The sequence below is a fragment of the Mesorhizobium comanense genome (genome assembly GCF_005503535.1).
GTDB lineage: Bacteria > Pseudomonadota > Alphaproteobacteria > Rhizobiales > Rhizobiaceae > Mesorhizobium > Mesorhizobium comanense.
Window position 1 is genome coordinate 41,412 of sequence record NZ_SCNN01000010.1, and the last position, 21,687, is coordinate 63,098.

Sequence of the window (21,687 nt, forward strand, 5' to 3'; positions counted from 1 at the left end):
GGATATAACAATGCTGAGACGCTCACTCATCAAGGCAGCCGCGCTCGCGGCATGTGTCGGGACACTCGGCTTCTCCAGCGCGGCTCTTGCCGCGGACAAGGTCAACGTCCAGCTCGACTGGGTGGTGCGCGGCAACCACGCCATGTTCTTCGTCGGCAAGGAAAAAGGCTTCTTCGCCAAGAACGACATCGACGTTGCCGAGATCCGCAAGGGTTCGGGTTCACCCGACGCCATGCGGCTGGTCGGCAACGAGAACGCCGATTTCGGCTTCGGCGATCTTCCCACGCTTGCCGTCGCCCGCTCGCAGAACGTTCCTGTCGTGGCGCTGGCCGCCGTCAACCAGCATTCGCCGCTGGCGATCATCTCGCTGGCCAAGACGGTGAAGCTCGCCAAGCCGGCCGATCTCAAGGGTCTCACCATCGGCATTCATCCCGCCGGTTCGACCTACATCTTCTTCAAGGGTTTCCTGGCGGCCAACGGCCTGACGGAAAAGGACATGACGCTGAACAGCGTCTCGCCGCCCTATGAAAGCTATCTGCTTCTGGGCCGGGTGCAGACGGTGGTCGGCTATGTCGACGCCGAGGTTCCCGAACTGGAAGCCAAGGCTGGCGGTCCGGGGTCGCTCAGCATCATGATGGGCGCCGATCACGGCTGGAAGGCCTATGGCTCCGGCCTGTTCACCTCGGAGAAGATGATCAAGGACAAGCCCGAGGTCGTCGCGCGCTTCGTCAAGGCCTACCGGGAAGCCTTCGACTACGTCGTCGCCCATCCGGAAGAGGCCGCCGAGATCACCGCCAAGGCGGCTCCGGGCTATGCCGACAAGAAGGATGTGCTGCTGGCGCAGATCAACGCCGACATCGCCTCGACCTTCACCAGCGACGACACCAAGGAGCATGGTCTTGGCTGGATGACCAAGACGCAGTGGGAGGAAACGCTGAAGACGCTCACCGATCAGGGCGTGCTCAAGGCGGCGTTGCCGGCTGACGGGGTGTTCACCGACAAGTTCCTGGCCAAGGAATAGGACGCGTCATGCCGCGGGCCGACGGATCGATGGGCGCCTACCGGCACGCCAGCCTGTCCTGCTCAGCGTCGCAGGACACTGTGCGCGATCCCTTGGCCGCGTCGGTCCGCTCGAGCGTGATCTGCGACCGGGTGGCATATGCACGGCCCGAAAGGCCGCACCACAGCCGTTCGATCGGCAGGTTCTCGCGCTTGTCGTTGAGGATGGTGAAGGTGCCCGTCTTGGGATCGAACCAGAGTTCGAGGCGGGTGCTCTTGCCTGGCTCGACCGTCGCGACGCCGGCTGAATACCAGTGCGCGAAATCGGCATTGCAGGAAACGCCTTCCTTGCCCGCATTCGAAATCGTCAGCGGCACCATGTCGAGCCCGTCGGTGCCGGTGCGGACGATGACATGGTGCAACTCGACCGCGTTGGCGAGGGGCGTCAGCGCCAACAGCACGGGGAGGACATAACGGATCTTCACTTTGCCTGATCTCCTAGGGGTAATTTTCTCAGGCAGTCTATCTCGCTTCCGCGCAATAACAACAAGAATATTGATGTATAAATCAAACGAAGAGGGTAACATGATAAAGATTCTTAAAAGCAGTGTAAGTGCATTTATATTGAGCAGTGTTCTTCTTGGCAGCGCTCTTGCTGGCGAAGTGAAGTCGATCGCCATCCTGACGCCGGAAGAAGGCACGGATTACGGCTGGAACCAGCAAGGCATCGACGCCGCCAAGGCGGCCGGCAAGGCTGCCGGTGTCGAAGTGGTCGTGGCCCAGGGCCTCGGCTATGGCGACGTCCGTCCGACGCTGCGCGAACTCGCCTCCGACGGCGCCAGCCTGCTCATCGCCCACGCCAGCGGCTACAACACCTCGGCGCCTGAAATCGCCAAGGAGCTGAAGGTTCCGGTGGCGATCGTCGACACGCCGAACGGCCTGGAGAAGGGCCTTGTCGCCGACTACACGCTGAGCGGCCATCAGGGCGCCTATCTTGCCGGCCGTCTCGCCGCCAAGATGTCGCGCTCGAAGTCGGTCGGCATCGTCGTTTCCGGCGAGCCTCCATCATGGAACTCGCAGTCGGCGGCGTTCGCACAGGGCGTCAAGGCGGAGAATCCGGACGTCAAGATCACCTACGCGGTGATCGGCCCGGCCGCCTATAGCGACGCGGCCGGCGGCAAGCGCGTCACCGAAAGCGTGATCGCGTCCGGCGCCGACATCATCTTCGGCCAGGGCAACGGCTCCAGCTTCGGCATGCTGCAGGCGGTGGAAACAACCAAGGCCACGGATGGAGGCAAGGTCTACTTCATCGACGTCATCGGCGACAAGTCGCCGATCGACAAGGGCTTCCTGCTGTCGTCGGTGGTGTGGAACATCGAGCCGGTCTACGCGGCCATGATCGCCGACATCAAGGCCGACACGTTCGGCACCAAGCACTACGCGATCGGCCTCAAGGACGATTCCGTGAAGCTCTTGAAGACCGCCGCGATCCCGGACAAGGTCTGGTCCGAGATCCAGGCGGTGCGCGAGGACGTCATCTCCGGCAAGATCAAGGTCGATCCGGTGTATGACGCGGCCGCGGTCAGGGCGCTGATGACGAGCGTCGCCCAGTAAGGCGACCAACAGTCTGCTTCCGGAGGGGACGATCGTTCGCCCCTCCGGATGTTTCCCGTTTTTTCAGTGCTGGGCTTTCATGAGCAGTCATTCTTCACCACCCGCCGATATCAGCGACATCGTCGCGCTCGAAGGCGTGACCAAACGTTTTCCCGGCATCATCGCCAACGACAGCATCAACCTGTCGATCCGCCCCGGCGAGGTGCATGTGCTGCTCGGCGAGAACGGCGCCGGAAAGTCGACCCTGATCGGCATGCTGTCGGGTCTGCAGCAGCCGGACGAGGGACGCATATTGGTCGACGGCAAGCCGACGCCGATCACCTCGCCGCGCCATGCGCTGGCGCTCGGCATCGGCACGGTGTTCCAGCACATGATGCTGGTGCCGACGCTGACCGTGGCCGAGAACCTGTTGCTTGGCGGATCCTGGTGGCAGCGGCCCCGGACCGAGGAACTCGAGGCAAGGGTGGCCGAGATCACAAGCAGCCTCGGCATCACCGTGAAGCTGCATGCCAAGGTGTCGGAGCTCTCGCTCGGCGAACAGCAGCAGGTCGAGATCGTGCGCGCCATGGTGCGCAACAGCCGGCTGCTGATCCTCGACGAATCCACCTCGATGCTGACGCCGAAAGGCATCGAGGAACTCGGAGCGCTGATGCGCCGCCTGGTGGGGCAGGGGCTGGCGATCGTCTTCATCACCCACAAGCTCAAGGAGGCGGCGGCCTTCGGCGATCGTATCTCGGTGCTCAAGCTCGGCCGCAAGGTCGGCGAGATCCCGCCGGAGCGTTTTCGCGCGCTGGACGAACAGGAGATCATTTCCGAAATCGTGGAACTGATGTTCGGCAAGCAGAAGGATGATCCCGAGGCTGCAGAACGCCCCATCCGCACCGTGCGTACCGAAGCCGCGCCTCTGCTGCAGGTCGCCGACCTCGCAGTCGCCGCCACCGACAACGCGCCTGGCCTGTCGTCGATCTCCTTCGATATCCGCCCGGGCGAGATACTGGGCATCGCCGGCATCGACGGCAACGGCCAGAAACAGCTGGCCGAGGCGCTGGCCGGCCAACGCACGGCGACCGGTGGATCGGTGCGGCTCGAAGGCGCACCCATCGAGGGCTTGAGCGTCGGCGAACGCCGCCAGCGCGGCCTGCGCTATCTGACCGATGACCGGCTGGGCGAGGGCACGGTCGGCACTTTCCCGGTCTCCATCAATTTCTTCCTCAAGCAGGTTGGCGCGGCGCCGTTCTGGCGAGGCGGCGTCGAACAGCGCGCCGAGATCGACAGGCGCGCGGCCGAACTCGTACGCGAATACGACGTGCGCACACCGAGCCTGAAGACGCCGGTCGCCCGGCTTTCCGGCGGCAACATCCAGAAGGTGCTGCTGGCGCGCGAGCTGGCAGAAGGCGCCAAGGTGGTGATCTTCAACAAGCCGACCTACGGGCTCGATCTCGCCAACACGATGGCCTCGCGCCAGCGCATCCGCGACACCGCCGCGCGCGGCCTTGCCGTGCTCTTGATCTCCACCGACCTCGAGGAACTGCTCAGCATGTGCGACCGCATCGCCGTCATCGCCAATGGCGCGCTGGTCGGCACCGTTGCCAATGCCGACGATGCCCGCACCAGGGTCGGCCGCCTGATGATCGGACTTGCCGCATGAGCATCGACACCGCACCCAGCGCCACCGCGCTCGACGCCACCAGCAGCGCCGCCACGCGCCGCGACATACTGCACCGGCTGCTGATGACGCTCGGGCCCATCCTCGCCGCACTCGTCATCGCCGGCTGCATCCTGCTTGCCGTCGGCGTCGATCCGCTCGCCTATTACGGCTATGTGCTGGAAAAGGGGCTGTTCTCGCCGCTCGGCATCCAGCAGACGCTGACGCGCATGGCGCCGCTGCTGTTTCTCGCCGCGGGGCTTATCGTGGCCTTCCGCGCCGGCATGTGGAACCTGGGCGGCGACGGCCAGTTCCTGCTCGGCGCGGTGACGGCGGCCGCCAGCGCGCCGGTGCTGGTCGAGATCATGCCCGCCTGGCTGGCGCTGATCTGCTCGTTCCTGATCGCCATGGTGGTGGCCATGGTCTGGTCGCTGGTGCCGGCGCTGCTGCGCGCCTACCAGGGAGTCAACGAGATCATCACCACGCTGATGATGACATTCCTCGGCACGTCGTTCGCCAATGTGCTGGTCAAGCTGGTGTTCCGCGATCCCGGCACGACAGTGCCGCAGACCCGCACCCTGCCTGTCGAAGACAGGTTGCCGCGGCTCTTCGACACGACCATCACCAGCGGCCTCTTGCTCGGCCTCGCCACGATCATCATCGTGCATCTGGTGATGACCCGCACGGCGTTCGGCCTGAAACTGCGGATCGTCGGCGCCAACCCGCGCGCGGCGGTCCATGCCGGGCTCGGCGTGCCGGGCCTGACCATTGCCGTCTTCGCCATTTCGGCGGGCCTGGCGGGCCTCGCCGGCGCCGTCGACATCATCGGCGTGCAGGGCAATGTCCGCGCCGACTGGAACCCGGCCTACGGGCTGGCGGTCATTCCGGCGGTATTCCTGGCGCGTATGAACGGCTTTGCCGCGATCGGCTTCGTGTTCCTGTTGTCGATGCTGTCGATCGGCGGTGAGAGTGCCGCGCGGCGGCTTGGCGTGCCCAATCACTTCACCCTGGTGCTGGTCTCGATCGTGCTGATCGTGCTCGCTCTCGCCGAGTATGTCGACCACCGTTACAATCAGTCGAGAAAGGCCTGAGACATGACCGGTCTCTTCAGTGAAGTCTTTCTCAGCGCGCTTCTGTTCGGCGCCGTCACCGCCGCCATTCCGCTGCTGCTTGCCGGCCTCGGCGAGCAGATGTCGGAAAAGGCCGGCGTGCTCAATATCGGCATCGAGGGCATGATGCTGGCCGGCGCCTATCTCGGCTTCGTCGGCGCCTTCTATTCGGGATCGCTCTGGTTCGGCTTCCTCACAGGTGCCGCCGGCGGCGTCGCGGTGGCGCTGATCATGGCGCTTCTGTGCGTGCGCATTGGCCTGAACCAGATCGTCATCGGCATCGCGCTGACGCTCGGCCTCGAAGGGCTGACGGCGCTGCTGCACCATTTCCAGTTCTCGCGCTCCTATCCCCGCCTGCCGGCGGCGGACGCGACCGTCATTCCGCTGCTGTCGGACATCCCCGTCATCGGCCCGGCCTTCTTCAAGCATCACCTGATCGTCTATCTGGCTGTCGCGCTGGTGTTCGCCATGAGCTATCTCTACCGGCGCACGCAGCTTGGCCTCAATCTTCAGGCCGCCGGCGACAAGCCGGCCGCGCTCGACGTCGCCGGCATCGACGTCATCAGGACACGCACCATCGCGGTGTTGTCGACCGGCGCGCTGGCTGGACTGGGCGGCGCCTATCTCGCCAATGTCGGAGCGGGCCTGTTCATTCCCTTCATCACCAATGGCGCCGGTTTCCTCGGCATCGTGCTCGCCATGCTGGCGCGCGGGCGCCCGGTCTGGGTGCTGTTCGGAGCGCTGCTGTTCGGCGTCTGCCTGTCGCTGACGACGGCCATGCAAGTGGCGGGCATCAACATACCGACCGACGTCATCCAGATGCTGCCGTTCCTGGCGGTGATGATCATGCTGGTGCTGTTCGGCAGGCGCGCCAGCCTGCCAGCCGCACTGGGCATTCCATACGAGCGCGGCGCGCGCTGACAACAACGAAAGCGCGGATGGGACCCGCGCCAAAACAGGAGGCAACAATGTCGGATACCAAGGTCTATCTGCTCGACGGCGGCTCGCTCGTCCTCGATGGCTATCACGTGTTCTGGAATCGCGGCCCCGGCGGCGAAGTGCGCTTCCCTGTCTATTCGATCCTGATCGAACATGCCGAGGGCCGTTTCCTCATCGACACCGGTTACGACTACGACCATGTCATGAAGGTTCTACCGTTCGAGAAGCCGATCCAGGAAAAGCACCAGACCATTCCAGGCGCGCTCGGCCTGCTCGGGCTCGAGCCCAAGGATATCGACGTCGTCGTCAACTCTCACTTCCATTTCGACCATTGCGGCGGCAACAAATATTTCCCGCATGCCAAGAAGATCTGCCATCGCACAGAAGTGCCGCAGGCCTGCAACCCCGAACCCTTCGAGCATCTCGGCTATTCCGATCTCAGCTTCTCGGCCGAGGCGGCGGAAGCGCGTGGCGCGACCGCGCAGCTGCTGGCGGGCACCACCCGCGCCAATTCGACCTTCGAGGGGATCGAGGGCGACATCGATCTCGCCAGGGGCGTCAAGCTGATCTCGACGCCCGGGCACTCGATCGGCCACTACAGCCTGCTGGTCGAATTCCCGAAGCGCAAGCCGATCATGTTCACCATCGACGCCGCCTACACGCAGAAGAGCCTGGAAACGCTGTGCCAGGCGGCATTCCACATCGATCCGGTGGCGGGCGTCAATTCGATGCGCAAGGTGAAGAAGCTGGCCGAGGATCATGGCGCCGAGTTGATGTACTCGCACGACATGGACAACTTCAAAACCTACAAGACCGGCACCCAGTTCTACGGCTGAGCCGCCAATCCGGAGACCAAGACCATGCGCTATTCCGATCATGCCGATCCGGTGCTCACGCTGACGGCGGGCCCGGTAAACGCCTATGCCGAGGTGCTGCGGGGCCTAAGCCGTACCGTGCTCTACGATTATGATCCGGCGTTCCAGCTGTTTTACGAGAAGGTCGTCGACAAGGCGCAGAAGGCGATGCGGCTTTCCAACAAGCCGCTCATCCTGCATGGCGAGCCGGTGCTCGGCCTGGAGGCGGCGGCGGCGTCGCTGATCACGCCCGACGACGTCGTGCTCAACCTTGCCTCCGGCGTCTACGGCAAGGGGTTCGGCTATTGGGCCAAACGCTATTCGCCGCACCTGCTGGAAATCGAAGTGCCCTACAACGAGGCGATCGACCCGCAGGCGGTCGCGGCCATGCTGAAGGCGCATCCGGAGATCACCATCGTCTCCGTCTGTCATCACGACACGCCGTCGGGCACCATCAATCCGATCGATGAAATCGGCGCGCTGGTTTCGGCGCATGGCGGCTATCTGATCGTCGACGCGGTTTCCTCGTTCGGCGGCATGAAAACGCATCCCGAGGACTGCAAGGCCGATATCTATGTCACGGGCCCCGGCAAATGCCTGGGCGCGCCGCCGGCCTTGACGCTGATGGGCGTCAGCGAACGGGCCTGGGCCAAGATGAAGGCCAACAAGGCGGCGCCGCGCGCCTCGATGCTGAGCATCGTCGACTGGGAAAATGCCTGGTCGCGCGACAAGCCTTTCCCGTTCACGCCCTCGGTGGCGGAAGTGAACGGCCTCGACGTGGCGCTCGACCTTTACCTCAACGAGGGACCGGAGGCGGTCTGGGCACGCCATGCGCTGACGGCCAAAGCCATGCGCGCAGGGGTCGTCGCCATGGGCCTGTCGATCTGGGCCGCCAGCGACAAGATCGCCTCGCCGAGCACGACGGCGGTGCGCACGCCCGACGGCGTCGACGAGAAGGCGCTTCGGGCCGCCGCGCGCGCCCGCTACGGCGTCGTCTTCTCTTCGGGCCGTGGCGAGACCCTCGGCAAGCTGACGCGCATCGGCCATATGGGGCCGACGGCGCAACCCATCTACGCGATCGCCGCGCTGACGGCGCTTGGCGGCGCCATGAACGCGGCCGGCCAGACGCTGGCCGTCGGCAAGGGCATCGACGCGGCGCTGGCCGTCATCGACGCCGACGCCTGAACAGACATCATCGGATCACGCATCGAGGGAGACATTTCATGACTGAACGGCTTGCGGGAAAGACGGCGCTGGTGACCGGCGCGGCACAGGGCATCGGCAAGGCGATCGCGGCACGGCTGGCGGCCGACGGCGCGACCGTCATCGTCAGCGACATCAACGCCGAGGGCGCCAAGGCGGCCGCGGCCTCGATCGGGGGCAAGGCGAAGGCCATTGCGGCCGATATTTCCGATCCTGCATCGGTCAAGGCGCTGTTCGGCGAGATTCAGAAGCTGACCGGTGGCGTCGACATACTGGTCAACAATGCCAGCATCGTGCCGTTCATCGCCTGGGACGAGGTTGATCTCGACCATTGGCGCAAGATCATCGACGTCAATTTGACCGGCACCTTCATCGTCACCCGCGCGGCGACCGACCAGATGCGCGCCGCCAACAAGGCCGGGCGCGTCATCAGCATCGCCTCCAACACCTTCTTCGCCGGCACGCCGAACATGGCGGCCTATGTCGCGGCCAAGGGCGGCGTCATCGGCTTCACCCGCGCACTGGCCACGGAGCTCGGCAAGTACAACATCACCGCGAACGCCGTGACGCCGGGCCTCATCGAGAGCGACGGCGTCAAGGCAAGCCCGCACAATGAGGCGTTCGGCTTCGTCGAGATGCTGCAGGCCATGAAAGGCAAGGGACAGCCAGAGCACATCGCCGACGTCGTGGCCTTCCTCGCCTCCGACGACGCGCGCTGGATAACGGGCCAGACGCTGAACGTCGATGCGGGCATGATCCGGCATTAGCCGCTCAGCAGTTCCGTTAACGGCTCCAAGCCGCTGCCCATGGCAGGCGAAACCCGCAGCTCGACAGCTGCGGGCGCGGGGCCATGTCCTTGGGGAACTGCCACGACCGCAAGACGCTGCTGCTTGGGAAGGTCAAGCTGCATCCTGGCCGCCGGCCGCGACGGGAGAATGATCCGAGCGTAGATCAAGAACCGGGAAACGGCCGATCAGCGGTTGGATCGGTTGGAGCCGAAGATCTCTGCCTCCCGGATCCAATCGATTGTCCAGACATCCCTTAAACCGCCTTTGGCGGTTCCCAATAACCTCCAACTCTGCGGGAGGTTATTGACCCTGTGCTTTTACGCAAACCCGGGCTCAAGCCGTTTCACCTTTCCTGGAGCACGCCGTGGGAACAAGGATCGGAGATGCCCGTTTTGAATCTGGTTTGTGCTTGGCGTGATTTTGATGCCTTCCGTGAACGAGACGGTTCTTCAACAGCCTGCTGGAGATCGAAACCGATCAAGCCCCGGTAGATTCTCGTCCAGGCGAGCGAACGCTGACCTTAGGTAAAGCATAGGGCCGGCGTGGCTTGGCATCGTCCTATTCTGCTTTGGTCGTTCGGGGCTTCGTGTACTTTCGTACCACATCTATTGTATATCAGAGGGAACGAAATTAACGATACAACACTTTGATTGGAGGCAAGGGGAACGCTGAATGGCGAAGTTCAACTTCGAGGGGCCACCCGTGGGGGACGCCGTCGATATATCGGCCGAATGCCAGGGTCAGCTGCTGCCTCTCGTGCGTGAAATCGTCCAGGCCGCGGTTTCGTCCGGCTGGAACCAGGACGACGTTCTTCTGGCTTTTGTCGAACTGACTTGGGACCTCTACGAGAAACGTCGCGGCGATCTGTAAGCGCGCGCCGCGAGGTTGCTGGCCTCATGCCGCGCCGTTGCCCGTCGTCGATCCTGGTGGCACGCAAAGCTGTGGATTTGGGGAGGTGCGCACCCGGCCGGTATGTCAGCGTTTGACAGTCGATGCGAAACGCGGAATCGACCGTACCAGGGTTGATGCACGGAACTGTTGCATGGCGAAGACTCGTCACACTATGAAATAGAATGCTCGCCAACTCCCTCTCTCGGTCATTTTTTCTTTCTTTTCCCGAATAAAAATTTTTCTTTGCGCGTGGAAGTTCTTCCCTAGTCCAGGCGCGTGCGTTAGGTTGTCTTCGGGTCGGGCCAAAGGGGGATTTTCAGCGACAGCAAGGCGGCTGAGGCGACGCGTATGAAAAATGCGGACGAGGCTCGGGAAAGCGGCGTTTCCCAGGGCGTCGATCGGGCAGCCCGATACGTCTTGGACATCATTCCAGAAAGCGCTGGCCCCAGAAGAGCCACAGCGCGCGGAAGCGTCATTTATTCTGTCCGCGGTCCTGGATCGCAGACGTTCCTGGCCAGAGAACATTCCACAGGAATTGTGCTGAAGCCGGGACGCAAATTCAGAGCCTCGCTCGGCAGCGACAGGATCACTGAGTACGATGCGCCGGTCGGGTGCCTCGTCATCAATCCCGCTGGCGTCGACAGCAGCCTTGCCTGGTCGCAGACCCGGGAAAACGCCGTCATTTCAATATCCCCGGAAGCGCTTTCGGAACTGGCGGCTCATGAGTTCGATTGCGCCGATACGGAGCTCGAGCCGCCCGCGTTCGGCACGGTCGACTTGCGGGCTCTCAATATAGCCCAGATGATCACGGCGGAACTGACCGCGACGCTTCCTCCCAACGAACTCTACCTGGACTCGTTGCTGACCGTATTCGGTGTTCATCTGCTGCGCACCTACACAAGCCGCAGCAGGCAGGCCGCGTCGCCCAAGGGCGGGCTCTCTTCCGTCGGCGCCCGACGCGTGCGCGAGTACCTGGACGAAAACTTCATGCGAAAGGTCATGGTGGCCGAACTGGCGTCGGTCGCCGGGGTTTCACCGAACCATTTCATAGCAAGGTTCGCAAGGACGTTCGGCATGCCGCCGCATCGCTATCTGATCAACCTGCGCCTGGACCTGGCGGAGAAGCTGCTCGTCGATGGCGAGCTCGCGATTGCCGAAGTCGCCTACCTCGCCGGATTTTCGGATCAGAGCCATTTGGCCGCTACCATGAAGAAATACAGGGGCAGAACACCAACCATGACCGGATATGCGCCGGGCAGAAACTGAAGTTCTTATTGTAAAGCGGCAACACCCGCCGCTCGATGATCCAAGACCGGAGTTTCCTACAAAGGTTCCGGAGTTTTCCAAAATACGTCCGTCACCACTGTGCCCCAAGGCATAACGGGAGTCATTCAGAATGGCACGGAGCCTGCGCATTGTTCGTCATCTGGCCGGACTGATCGAATGAACCGGGCCGGCGACGCAGGCACGGCCCGATCAATCACGAATTGTTTTTGCGGGGAACGGGGAGGGCGGTCTCGTCTTGAATTCCATCTGCGAAACATCAAGGGACCGAAAAATGCGGTCTGATGACGGCTCTCCGGGACCGGCGTCCGGACCTGGTTCCGCACGGCGGCCGGCGCTGAACGTGAAAGGCGGGCTTCCCGCCCACAGCGCCAGCAAGGTGCAGGAATTCCTGGATCAGAACTTTGCGCGCAAGCTGGCGCTTGCCGAGATGGCTGCGGTTTGCGGGCTGTCACCCTATCACTTCATGCGGGCTTTCTCGAGGACGTTCGGGATGCCGCCGCACCAGTATGTCCTCGATCTGCGGCTGGACTTCGCCGAAAGACTGCTTGCCGGCAGCCGCATGGCGATCGCGGATATCGCCCATTTGGCCGGCTTCTCGAGCCAGAGCCATTTTACCACGGTGATGAAGCAATATCGGGGCGTAACGCCTTTGCAGGCGCGGGTGATGAAGGTTAATTCCAAGGATAAGTGATATTCTTTGCAGGTATATTTTTATTTCACCTTATAGAAGCCTATACTAAAGTAACAAATCATTAACTTCCGCTGACTTGCGAATGTTTTTTCTCGCGAAACAGCAATTTCCTGAAATACCGCGGCCAAGAATCATGTCTTTCTGACAGATGCTGGAATTGTCAGACATTTCATGCCGGCCAGCGGAGAGGGACCATGACCGACAATCACATCTCGAGTGGCTCGTTTGTTCGGCGTCGTGCGGCGCATTTCGCCAGGAACTGGATTGCCGGCCCTGACGGCTCCCGCACGCTCCGCCGCCGCCTGATGGCGACGCTGCGCATGGCGCATCGCGTGCTTGGCATGCGTCGCAAGGGCCGTGGGCTCGGCATGCTCGGCGTTGGGGCGTCCGCCAGCGCAATTCTGGCGGCGGCGGCCGCGTTCGCCGTCGTTGTGGCCGCGACCTCCGTCGCGAGTGCTACCACCGTTACCCTTGGCGGGGCGACAACCGGCGGCGCAGGTTCGCAAGTCGGTATTGGAACTGGTGCCCAGGCGGTCGCCAGCGGTACCGGCGGCTCACCGATCGCCATCGGCAACAACGCCAACGCTAGCGGAACCGCTCCCGTAGGGTTTACTTTCGAAGCGACCGCGATTGGCAATGGGGCGACCGCCACCGGAGCTTGGTCCTCCGCCGTTGGTACGACCGCATCCGCGACCGGGACCGGCTCCAGTGCTTTCGGCACGTCCGCCGCGGCAACCGCCGGTCAGACCACCGCAATCGGCAATGGGGCGACTGCTTCTGTTCTGGAGGCGACCGCGGTCGGTTATTCGGCCAATGCGTCGGGACAATACACCGTGGCTCTCGGCCGTGGTGCGGCGGCCTCGGGCACGGGCGGAGCCATGGCACTTGGCGCCGGTACGGTCTCGAGTGGCGTCAATTCGGTCGCGCTCGGCGTCAACGCCAATGCCACTGGAGCCGGCGCCAACGCTTTGGGCACGTTCTCCGTCGCCTCGGGAGGGAATTCCACTGCCGTCGGCACCAGCTCCTTGGCCAGCGCCAACTATGCCACGGCCGTAGGCTGGGCATCCGTCGCCAACAAGGATAGTGCCGTTGCCATGGGCAAGTCGGCCAGCGCGACAGGGCTGAACTCGACAGCACTCGGCTCCAGTACCAATGCCTCTGCCGATTTCGCATTGGCGTTGGGCAACCAGGCTGTGTCGAGCGGAGTGGGCTCGGTGGCAGCAGGCTCGGGAGCCCAGGCCACGGACGTTTCCGCCATCGCACTCGGCAACAACGCCACGGCGACCGCTGCGAACGCAAGTGCGCTGGGATTGGGCGCCACTGCGAGCGGTGTAGACGGTACGGCGGTTGGCAAGCAAGCCAATGCGAGCGCGCAAGACGCCATCGCCATGGGTACGACCTCAAAGGCGAGTGGCACAGCCAGCACAGCGGTTGGCAACACGGCCGTCGCCAGCGGCGTAAACGCTTCCTCGTTCGGGTCCGGAGCAATCGCGGCAGGAGATAATTCTCTAGCAGCTGGGGTCAGTGCCAATGCTGGCGGCGCAGGCAGTACCGCGCTCGGCATCGGCGCCAATGCGTCGGCGACGAGCGCCATCGCTGTCGGCAACAATGCCAAGGCGGATTCCGCCGAAGCGGTCGCCATGGGCACGAATGCGGTGGCAACCGGCGGCAAATCCGTCTCCATCGGCTCCGGCAACACCGCCTATGGCGACGGCGCGGTGTCCATCGGCGACCCCAGCTACGCCAGCGGCACCGGCGCCTTTACCGGCGGCGCCAACAACATCGCCAACAGCGACGGCACGGCAACGGCCACCGCAGCCAATATGGCCAACGGCGCCGTCGCCATCGGCAACAACAACAAGGCGATCGGACAGGGCTCCGTCGCGCTGGGCAACGGCTCCACCGCGGGCGCCGCCGGCCTTGCCGGCAATGTCGCGCTGGGCAATGGCGCCTCAGCGGCGGCAAGCTCCGGCGACGTGGCGCTGGGCTCCGGCTCGGTGACCACGGCGGCGGTCGGTACGGCAAGCGGCGTGGTCAACGGCACAACCTACGCCTTCCAGGGCACCAACCCGGCCTCGACGGTCAGCATCGGCGCGTCAGGCGCCGAACGCACCCTTACCAATCTGGCGGCAGGGCGGATCAGCCAGACATCCACCGACGCGGTCAACGGCTCGCAGCTCTTCGCCACCAACCAGGCGGTCGATGCCATCGGCGCCGTCGTCAACAACATCAATGTCGGCGGCGGCATCAAGTATTTCCACGCCAACTCCACCCTGCCGGATTCCCAGGCCCTGGGAACCAATTCCGTCGCTGTCGGTCCGAATGCCGTGGCCAACAATGCCGGCGACGTAGCGATCGGTCTGAATTCGGCGTCGGGAGCCACGACCAATGTCGGCGGAGCCACGATCGGCGGCACTGCCTACACCTTCGCCGGCGCCACGCCGGCCGGCGCGTTCTCGGTCGGCTCGGTTGGCGCCGAGCGCCAGATCCAGAACGTCGCGGCCGGACAGTTGAACGGAGGCTCCACCGACGCGGTCAACGGCTCGCAGCTCTTCGCCACCAACCAGCAGGTGACGGCCAACACCACCGCCATCAACAATATCGGCGGCTCCGTCACCAATCTCGGCAACACCGTCAACAACATCGCCGGCGACACGTCGACGGCCTACACCGACGCCAATGGCGTGGGCATACGCTATGCCCGTACCAACGAGGCAGGCCTTGCGCAGACCGATTCCTTCGCGCAAGGGGTCGGCTCCACCGCTGTCGGCTATCAGGCGACCGCGAGCGGGGACAGCGCGCTGGCCCTTGGCCGCGGCACCCAGGCCAGCATAGACGGCGGCGTGGCGCTCGGTTCGGGTTCGGTTTCCGACCGGCCGATCGCACCCGCCTCCGGGCAACTGCCCGCCGGCCCATCCAACTTCATCCAATACAACACCACCGACAAGGCGCTGCTCGGCGCCGTGTCGGTCGGCACCGCCACGTCCTACCGGCAGATCACCAATGTCGCCGACGGCACGCAGGACCAGGATGCGGTGACGGTGCGCCAGCTCGCTGGCGCCATCGCTTCCGTATCGGCGACTTCGACCAAGTATTTCCATGCCAATTCGACGGCCGCCGACTCGCTGGCGGTCGGCGCGGAATCGGTGGCGGTCGGCCCGAAGACGGTGGTCAACGGCGACAACGGCATCGGTATCGGCAACGGCGCCATCGTCGACCAGACCGCGCCCGGCGGCACGGCCATCGGCCAGAACGCCCATGTCATGCTGGCCGATGGCCTTGCGTTCGGCACCAATTCGCTCGCGTCCGGCATCCAGTCGGTGGCGCTCGGCGCCGGCGCCCAAAGCACCTTCATCAACAGCGTGGCGCTGGGCGCGCAATCCATCACCTCGGTCGGCGCCCAGACGGGCTACACGGCCTTTGCCCTGACCGCCCCGCAGACCTCGGTCGGCGAGGTCTCGATCGGCTCCGCCGGGGCCGAACGCAAGCTCACCAATGTCGCGGCTGGCTCGGCCAATACCGATGCCGTCAACGTCTCGCAGCTTCGCGGCGTGTCGCAAAACGTCGCCAACCTGTTCGGCGGCAGCACCACGGTCAATCCAGACGGATCGATCACCGGACCGACCTATACCATCCAGGGCAACAACTACTCGACCGTCTATGACGGGTTCACGGCCGTGAACAACGCCCTGACCAACATCAACAATGGCGGCGGCATCAAGTATTTCCATGCCAATTCGACGCTGGCCGACTCGACCGCCAGCGGCACGGACAGCGTCGCGATCGGGCCGGCCAGCGTGGCCAGCGGCACCAACAGCCTCGCCGCCGGCAATGGCTCGACCGCCACGGGGCAAGGTGCGGTGGCGCTCGGCCAAGGCGCCAAGGCCAACAACGCCAATGATGTGGCGCTCGGTTCCGGTTCGGTGACGCAGACCGCCGTCGGCACGTCGAGCACCGTCATCAACGGCAAGACCTACACTTTTGCCGGCACCAACCCGATCGGCACCGTCAGCGTCGGCAGTGCCGGCGCCGAGCGCACGATCACCAATGTCGCCGCGGGACAGATCAACGCCGGCAGCACCGATGCGATAAACGGCTCCCAGCTCTACGCCACCAACACGGCGGTCGAGGACCTGAAATCGGGCCTCGGGTCGCTGACCCAGAATGCTGTCGTTTATGACACCAATCCGGACGGCAGCAAGAAAAACAGCATCACGCTGCAGGGTGGCGACGTCAACGCGCCGGTGGTCATCTCCAATGTCGGCCCCGGCGTCGCCGGCACCGACGCGGTCAACGTCAACCAGCTGAACCAGGGGCTGGCCACGAGCATCAACACGTCCAACACCTACACCGACAAGGTGGCGGCCACGACGTTGCAGCAGGCCAACACCTATACCGACCAGAAGCTCAGTCAGCTCAATTCCGACATCGGCGGCATACGCGACGAAGCTCGGCAGGCGGCGGCAATCGGCCTCGCGGCTGCCTCGTTGCGCTATGATGACCGGCCCGGAAAATTCAGCGTCGCGGCAGGTGGCGGCTTCTGGCGGGACGCTGGCGCCTTCGCCTTCGGCGCCGGCTACACCAGCGAGGACGGCCGTATCCGCGGCAATGTCTCGGGCACGGCCGCGGGCGGCAATGTCGGCGTCGGCGCCGGCATCAGCTTCACATTGAACTGAGGCGCGAATGAAAGGACTTGCCGCACTGACGTGCCTGGTGCTGTGCGGCGGTCTCGCACCGGCTGCCGGGCAGGTTGCCTCGCCGTACCGGATCAAGCCTTCGGACGTGGCGCTGCCCCCCGAGGTGAAGCTCGGCGACTATCAGCGGACCATCCGTCCGTTCGAGAACTGGACGCTGATCTGCGACGAGAACCTCAAGGCCCGCAAGAAGGTCTGCAATGTCTCGCAGGTGATCGAGGATACCTCGGGCAGGATGGCCTTCAGCTGGTCGCTTGCGGCCACGCAGGACGGCAAGCCCTACATGATCCTGCGCACCGCGCCCAATGCCAGGAGCGATGGCCTGGTGTCGCTGAAGTTCGATGGGCGCAGCCAGGCGATAGACGTTCATCTGAACGGCTGCAACGAGATGGTCTGTGTCGGCATGCTGCCGGTCGGGCCGGTCATGCGCCAGCAGATCTCGCAGAATGCGACGCCGGCGATCTCCTATCCGACCGTCGACGGCAAGACGGTCACCGTGACCGCAACGCTCAAGGGGCTGTCGGCAGCCCTTTCGCCACTCAAATAACCGGGGCAGTACAATGAGCCAGCAGGACCAGTTCATGTCCGCAAAACGCAGCACCTCGGCCGTCGAGCCGGATCGGCAGAGGTTCGTCGAGCCCGCGCGGCGTCGGCGCTGGCCACGCGTCGTCGGATTTTCGTTGCTGGGGCTTGTCGTTGCGGGCCTTGGCTTTGCCGCCGGCAATTATGCCGCTATCGCCAATCTGGTCGGCAGCGCGACGGCCGCCCAGCCTGAGGCTGCCAACCCAGCGCTTCCCGACACGCCTTTCCTCCAGCACGTCAAGCAGGCCGGGGTGCAGGCCTGTTCGACCGTCTTTCCGGTGCTTGGGCAGATCTTGACGACCGGCACGAAGTACAGCGTCAAATCGCTGTGGAACGACCAGGCCGCCGACAAGCATGCCGTCCAGGCCTTTGTCGGCATGGACTATGCGACGGAACGCTACAGCGGGCCTGCCGCCGGCGTCGTTTTCGCGTCGCCCACCGCTTCGGGCTGCGAAGGGGCGATGGTGCGGGTGGCACCGTTCGCCAGCCCATGCGCCGACATCGCGTCCATTCTTCCGCAAGGCAGCAAGATCACCGACCATCTTGGGCAGGTCGAAGTGTACGAACTCGGCGGCAACGCCGGTGAGGCTCTTCTCCTGCCGACGGGCAAAAGCTGCGTGGTGATCTCCGTCGCTTCGGCGGCGAAGTAGGTGAAGCGAATGGGATCAGGGAAAGGGGTGCCGACCATGAGATTGCAGGCTGTCACAGTTTTGGGCTTGGCCGTGTTGTGGAGCGGACAAGTCGTCTCGGCCGACCTGTTGGCGCCTTCGGAGCCCCAGCAGGAGGAAAAAGGCATCTGGGCAGCCATCGCCTACTCTCAGACCGATAGCAGATACGGCTTCTTCTGGGGCGCCGACAAGCGGCAGGAGGCGAAGGACATCGCGCAGAAGCATTGCGAGAATGCCGGTGGAAAGGCCTGTAACGTCGTCTCCGTGTTCCGCAACCATCGCCATTGGAATGATGATGACGAGACCGGCTTTCCCTACAAGCACTGCGGTGCGCTCGCGGTGGCCGACAAGGTCGAGAACCGTTTCACGCCCTGGGGCGTGAACTCGGCCGAGACCCGCCGGGAAGCCGAAGACCTTGCTTTGCAGGCCTGCGAAGCGGCAGGGAGCAAATGCAAGGTCCGTGAATGGGTCTGCACATGAAGCCTGGCCTCAAGGCCGCCTCCGCATGTGGGGCAATCGTATTTTCGTTGATGTCGTCCGCTTGGGCTGAACAACAGGCAGCGGCTCCTGTGGATGGGCCGTCGTCGCTGCGCGAGGTCTACCAGGACTGGAGCGTGGCTTGCTCTATCCAGGACAATGCCAGGGTCTGTTCGCTTTCGCAGGATCAGGTCCAGCAGAACGGCCAGAGGCTGCTCGCCGTCGAGATCCAGAGGCGCGCGGACGGGTCGACGGTGGCCACCCTGCTTCTGCCCTTCGGCATCCTGCTCGATCCGGGCGTGACGCCCCAGGTCGACGATCAGCCGCCATTGTCCCGGCAGCGATTCAGGACCTGCCTGCCAACGGGTTGCCTCGCGGTGTTTTCCATCGATGCGGCGACGCTTGGAAAGCTGAGGGGAGGTTCGGTGCTGAAGCTCAACGTCACGACCGACGCCGAGACCCCGCTGACCTTCCCGGTGTCGCTGCACGGGCTGACCGCGGCTCTCGACCGCATGGTCGCGTTGAGCGCACGGTGAGGAGCGTCGTTGCTGAAGGCGTCGGATCGTAAAACTCGAGACACAAGGAGCGGATCATAGGCGACCATGCGGTGAGCGGCACGCAGCCGCCCGGCCATGGTGGATCGGGAGGCCATGGCGGCCGGTGCCGTCAAGCACCGCGATGCCGCCCCGGTTGGTTCTACCCGGCCTTTCTGTGACGAACCAGGGAGAACGAACCGGCAGCCAGCAGCGTCAGCACGCCGACGATGCAATATTGCAGCGCCGTGTCCGCCTGGAGGAACGATGACGCGCTGATGGTCGACTGGATGAGCAAGGCGCCTGCCATGGTGGCAAGAAATGAGCCGCGGCCGCCCGTGACGGCGGCGCCGCCAAGCACGACGGCGGTTATGCTCATCAGCGTATAGTCGACGCCCGCGCTTGCCGTTCCCATTCCCACCTGGCCTGCCAGGATGATGCCGGCCAGGCCGCTCAGGAACCCTGACAGTGTAAAGCTGATCACGGACATTCTCCCGGCGTTGACGCCGATGCGCTGGCACTGGTCGGGATCGGACCCGACGGCGCGCAGCCGCCGCCCGAAATCCGTCCTGAACAGGACAAGTTCAAGCAGCAGCGCGAGACCGATCGCCAGCCAGGCCGCGAGCGGGACCCACAGGAACATGGCCGAGAATCCGTCGGCCAGGCCCATGGCTATGGATCCGCCGGGCGTCGGGCGCAGCAGCAGCGACATGCCTTGCAAACCGACGAAAGTGCCAAGAGTCGCGGTGATCGCCGGCAGCCGTAGCCCGACGATGAGCAAGCCTTGCAACAGGCCGAACAGGGTTGCGCCCGCGAGCACCAGCAGCGTCCACAGCACGAGTTGCGCGGGCTCGAGGCTGTCGGGAAGGAGATAGGATGCGCTCACCACCACAAGCCCCATCAGCGGCCCTGTCGAGAGATCGATGCCGCCCGTGATCACCACGCAAAGCTGGGCCAGGCAGACGATGGTGAGGATGGCCATGAAGATGATCATGCTCTGGATGCTGAGCTCGGTGAGGAAGAACTCGCTGGCCCGGCTGGTCGCGAAGATGATCGCTGCCGTCAACAGCGCCAGGACGGCGATGGGGAAATGGTCGCCGCCAAGCAGCCGCGACCACTTCACCGGGGCCTCGACCGGTTCCGTCTTCGTCTCGCGAAGGCCGGTCGCCGACAGATTGGCGCCGGTGATCAAGTGATCGGTCACCTCGTCGCCAGCCAGCTCCCGAACCACCCGGCCTCTGGCGAACACCAGCACACGGTCGCAAAGTCCTTCAAGCTCGATGCCGTCGGACGCGGCGACGACAACGCCGACGCCATCGCTGGAGATGGCGCGCAGCTTGCGGTAGATCTCGCTGCGCGCGCCGATGTCGACGCCCTTGGTCGGTTCATCCGCCAACAGAACTTTCGGCCTGGTGGCGATTTCGCGGCCGACCAGAACCTTCTGCTGGTTGCCGCCGGAAAGCGACAAGATCGGCGACTGCGTCCCTTCGGCCCGCACATTCATATCGGATATGATGGCCGAGGCGCTGTCACGCTCGTCGGCGCCTCGCACAAGGCCCCAGCGCGCCAAGGTCTTCATCAGGCCGGCCCCGACATTGGCCTGGATGGTCAGTTCGGAAAAGAGGCCTTCGGCATGGCGATCGTCCGATACGAAGGCGATGCCGGCGGCGCGTGCCGCATTCACACCGGTGCCGTAAGGCGCGCCGTTCAGCGTGATCGTGCCGCTGCCGCGCGATTGCAGTCCCGCCAGGGCCCGGATGAATTCGCGCTGGCCTTGCCCCTCGACCCCGGTCAGGCCAACGATCTCGCCTGCCGCAACGTGGAGCGAAATGCCGGCGAAACCGTCGCCGGAGAGGTTGTCGACGGCAAGGACCGTTGCCCCCGCCTGTTCGGCCTTGGGCGGGAAAACCTGGTCGATGGGCCTGCCGGCGATCAGCGTGACGATCTCTTTGGTGGTAAAGGCGGAAGCCGGCCGGGAATCGACGATCTCGCCGTCGCGGATCACCGAAATGCGATCGGCGATCTGCTGCATCTCGTGCAACCGGTGCGACACGTAGATGATGGCGACGCCGCGCGACCTGACCTGGCGCAAAACGCTGAAAAGCTTTTCGACGTCCTGGGCCTGAAAAGGTTCGGTCGGCTCATCGAGGAACAGGACTTTCGGATCACCCGCCAACGCCCGGGCGATCTCGACAACATGCTTGCGCGCCAGAGTCAGCGTATCGACGCGCTGCCCGAGCTCAACCCGCAGATGATCCGTCGCCACCATCGCCAGCAATTTCTCGGCCTTCCCGCGGCCGGCGGTGCCGGAAAATTCGTCCGATACGAGCTGCAGGTTTTCCAGAACGGTGAGGTCCGGCAGCAGGGCAGGATGCTGGAACACGACAGCCACGCCCGCCTTGCGAATGCCGTCGATCGACGCATCCTTGTCGATGGGATTGCCATTGAGCCGGATCTCGCCCGCGCTGCGCGGCACCACCCCCGCCACCGCCGAAATCAGCGTCGACTTGCCGGCGCCGTTTTCGCCGATGATGGCGTGTATCTCGCCGGGAAAGAAGTCGAGCGTCGCATGCTTGAGCGCATAGGCCTCGCCATAGGCCTTGGACACCTCGATCAGCGACAGCGCCGGCTCCAGGCTCACGGAGCCGGCTTGCGCGACCATCGGCGGCTTCGATGCGATGATGTTCATGAGACACTCCACGCTTGCACCACT

18 protein-coding genes are annotated in these 21,687 nt (G+C 64.2%); 16 read left to right on the forward strand and 2 right to left on the reverse strand.

The window, feature by feature from the left end; all coding sequences use genetic code 11:
- The first annotated feature begins 10 nt into the window (after positions 1-10).
- On the forward strand, positions 11-1,021 hold the full coding sequence (locus FFS37_RS18045; protein WP_137932316.1) for an ABC transporter substrate-binding protein: 1,011 nt from the start codon (positions 11-13) through the stop codon (positions 1,019-1,021).
- Between the two features lie 37 nt (positions 1,022-1,058).
- On the opposite strand, the gene FFS37_RS18050 is transcribed toward FFS37_RS18045, so the two are convergent.
- Positions 1,059-1,484, reverse strand: coding sequence for a hypothetical protein (locus FFS37_RS18050; protein WP_137932317.1), 426 nt, complete (start codon positions 1,482-1,484; stop codon positions 1,059-1,061).
- A 139-nt stretch (positions 1,485-1,623) separates the two neighbouring features.
- Between FFS37_RS18050 and FFS37_RS18055 the strand changes: the two genes are divergently transcribed.
- The 15 genes from FFS37_RS18055 to FFS37_RS18125 all read left to right on the forward strand — a co-directional run bounded on the left by FFS37_RS18055 (position 1,624) and on the right by FFS37_RS18125 (position 18,977).
- Complete coding sequence (locus FFS37_RS18055; protein WP_232375705.1) at positions 1,624-2,613, forward strand: putative B6 ABC transporter substrate-binding protein; 990 nt, start codon at positions 1,624-1,626, stop codon at positions 2,611-2,613.
- A 79-nt stretch (positions 2,614-2,692) separates the two neighbouring features.
- Positions 2,693-4,261, forward strand: a complete 1,569-nt coding sequence (locus FFS37_RS18060; RefSeq protein WP_137932319.1) for a putative B6 ABC transporter ATP-binding protein — start codon at positions 2,693-2,695, stop codon at positions 4,259-4,261.
- Positions 4,258-5,349 (forward strand): putative B6 ABC transporter permease subunit 2, encoded by a 1,092-nt coding sequence (locus FFS37_RS18065; RefSeq protein ID WP_137932320.1) that lies wholly within the window; start codon positions 4,258-4,260, stop codon positions 5,347-5,349. Before FFS37_RS18060 ends, FFS37_RS18065 begins: the two co-directional genes overlap by 4 nt.
- A gap of 3 nt (positions 5,350-5,352) precedes the next feature.
- Complete coding sequence (locus tag FFS37_RS18070; protein ID WP_137932321.1) at positions 5,353-6,288, forward strand: putative B6 ABC transporter permease subunit 1; 936 nt, start codon at positions 5,353-5,355, stop codon at positions 6,286-6,288.
- A gap of 47 nt (positions 6,289-6,335) precedes the next feature.
- Entirely contained in the window at positions 6,336-7,142 is an 807-nt protein-coding gene (gene pldA / locus FFS37_RS18075) for a 4-pyridoxolactonase (RefSeq protein ID WP_137932322.1), read from the forward strand.
- Positions 7,143-7,166: 24 nt separating this feature from the next.
- Positions 7,167-8,345, forward strand: a complete 1,179-nt coding sequence (ppaT, locus tag FFS37_RS18080) for a pyridoxamine--pyruvate transaminase (RefSeq protein ID WP_137932323.1) — start codon at positions 7,167-7,169, stop codon at positions 8,343-8,345.
- A gap of 38 nt (positions 8,346-8,383) precedes the next feature.
- Positions 8,384-9,130, forward strand: a complete 747-nt coding sequence (gene pldH / locus FFS37_RS18085; RefSeq protein ID WP_137932324.1) for a pyridoxal 4-dehydrogenase, SDR-type — start codon at positions 8,384-8,386, stop codon at positions 9,128-9,130.
- A 693-nt stretch (positions 9,131-9,823) separates the two neighbouring features.
- Entirely contained in the window at positions 9,824-10,021 is a 198-nt protein-coding gene (locus tag FFS37_RS18090) for a hypothetical protein (protein ID WP_137932325.1), read from the forward strand.
- Positions 10,022-10,390: 369 nt separating this feature from the next.
- Positions 10,391-11,308 carry a helix-turn-helix domain-containing protein gene (locus FFS37_RS18095; RefSeq protein WP_137932326.1) on the forward strand — a complete coding sequence of 306 codons (918 nt, stop codon included), beginning with the start codon at positions 10,391-10,393 and terminating at the stop codon, positions 11,306-11,308.
- Between the two features lie 397 nt (positions 11,309-11,705).
- Positions 11,706-12,020, forward strand: a complete 315-nt coding sequence (locus FFS37_RS36190) for a helix-turn-helix transcriptional regulator (protein WP_232375706.1) — start codon at positions 11,706-11,708, stop codon at positions 12,018-12,020.
- A gap of 194 nt (positions 12,021-12,214) precedes the next feature.
- Positions 12,215-16,696 (forward strand): YadA-like family protein, encoded by a 4,482-nt coding sequence (locus FFS37_RS18105; protein ID WP_137932328.1) that lies wholly within the window; start codon positions 12,215-12,217, stop codon positions 16,694-16,696.
- A 7-nt stretch (positions 16,697-16,703) separates the two neighbouring features.
- Positions 16,704-17,261 carry an invasion associated locus B family protein gene (locus FFS37_RS18110; RefSeq protein ID WP_137932329.1) on the forward strand — a complete coding sequence of 186 codons (558 nt, stop codon included), beginning with the start codon at positions 16,704-16,706 and terminating at the stop codon, positions 17,259-17,261.
- A gap of 13 nt (positions 17,262-17,274) precedes the next feature.
- Positions 17,275-17,946 (forward strand): hypothetical protein, encoded by a 672-nt coding sequence (locus FFS37_RS18115; RefSeq protein WP_137932330.1) that lies wholly within the window; start codon positions 17,275-17,277, stop codon positions 17,944-17,946.
- A 36-nt stretch (positions 17,947-17,982) separates the two neighbouring features.
- Positions 17,983-18,444, forward strand: coding sequence for a DUF4189 domain-containing protein (locus tag FFS37_RS18120; RefSeq protein ID WP_137932331.1), 462 nt, complete (start codon positions 17,983-17,985; stop codon positions 18,442-18,444).
- Positions 18,429-18,977 (forward strand): invasion associated locus B family protein, encoded by a 549-nt coding sequence (locus FFS37_RS18125; protein ID WP_137932332.1) that lies wholly within the window; start codon positions 18,429-18,431, stop codon positions 18,975-18,977. The genes FFS37_RS18120 and FFS37_RS18125 overlap by 16 nt, the downstream gene beginning before the upstream one ends.
- Positions 18,978-19,137: 160 nt before the next feature.
- Here FFS37_RS18125 and FFS37_RS18130 read toward each other — a convergent pair whose 3' ends face one another.
- Positions 19,138-21,663, reverse strand: a complete 2,526-nt coding sequence (locus FFS37_RS18130) for an ATP-binding cassette domain-containing protein (RefSeq protein WP_137932333.1) — start codon at positions 21,661-21,663, stop codon at positions 19,138-19,140.
- Between the last annotated feature and the right edge of the window lie 24 nt (positions 21,664-21,687).

Excerpts from the sequence above, each read along its gene's own strand:
- FFS37_RS18045 (WP_137932316.1), top strand. The coding sequence starts at position 11 with ATGCTGAGACGCTCACTCATCAAGGCAGCCGCGCTCGCGGCATGTGTC.
- FFS37_RS18060 (WP_137932319.1), top strand. The coding sequence starts at position 2,693 with ATGAGCAGTCATTCTTCACCACCCGCCGATATCAGCGACATCGTCGCG.
- FFS37_RS18065 (WP_137932320.1), top strand. The coding sequence starts at position 4,258 with ATGAGCATCGACACCGCACCCAGCGCCACCGCGCTCGACGCCACCAGC.
- FFS37_RS18070 (WP_137932321.1), top strand. The coding sequence starts at position 5,353 with ATGACCGGTCTCTTCAGTGAAGTCTTTCTCAGCGCGCTTCTGTTCGGC.
- pldA (WP_137932322.1), top strand. The coding sequence starts at position 6,336 with ATGTCGGATACCAAGGTCTATCTGCTCGACGGCGGCTCGCTCGTCCTC.
- ppaT (WP_137932323.1), top strand. The coding sequence starts at position 7,167 with ATGCGCTATTCCGATCATGCCGATCCGGTGCTCACGCTGACGGCGGGC.
- pldH (WP_137932324.1), top strand. The coding sequence starts at position 8,384 with ATGACTGAACGGCTTGCGGGAAAGACGGCGCTGGTGACCGGCGCGGCA.
- FFS37_RS18090 (WP_137932325.1), top strand. The coding sequence starts at position 9,824 with ATGGCGAAGTTCAACTTCGAGGGGCCACCCGTGGGGGACGCCGTCGAT.
- FFS37_RS18095 (WP_137932326.1), top strand. The coding sequence starts at position 10,391 with ATGAAAAATGCGGACGAGGCTCGGGAAAGCGGCGTTTCCCAGGGCGTC.
- FFS37_RS18105 (WP_137932328.1), top strand. The coding sequence starts at position 12,215 with ATGACCGACAATCACATCTCGAGTGGCTCGTTTGTTCGGCGTCGTGCG.
- FFS37_RS18110 (WP_137932329.1), top strand. The coding sequence starts at position 16,704 with ATGAAAGGACTTGCCGCACTGACGTGCCTGGTGCTGTGCGGCGGTCTC.
- FFS37_RS18115 (WP_137932330.1), top strand. The coding sequence starts at position 17,275 with ATGAGCCAGCAGGACCAGTTCATGTCCGCAAAACGCAGCACCTCGGCC.
- FFS37_RS18120 (WP_137932331.1), top strand. The coding sequence starts at position 17,983 with ATGAGATTGCAGGCTGTCACAGTTTTGGGCTTGGCCGTGTTGTGGAGC.
- FFS37_RS18125 (WP_137932332.1), top strand. The coding sequence starts at position 18,429 with ATGGGTCTGCACATGAAGCCTGGCCTCAAGGCCGCCTCCGCATGTGGG.
- FFS37_RS18130 (WP_137932333.1), bottom strand. The coding sequence starts at position 21,663 with ATGAACATCATCGCATCGAAGCCGCCGATGGTCGCGCAAGCCGGCTCC.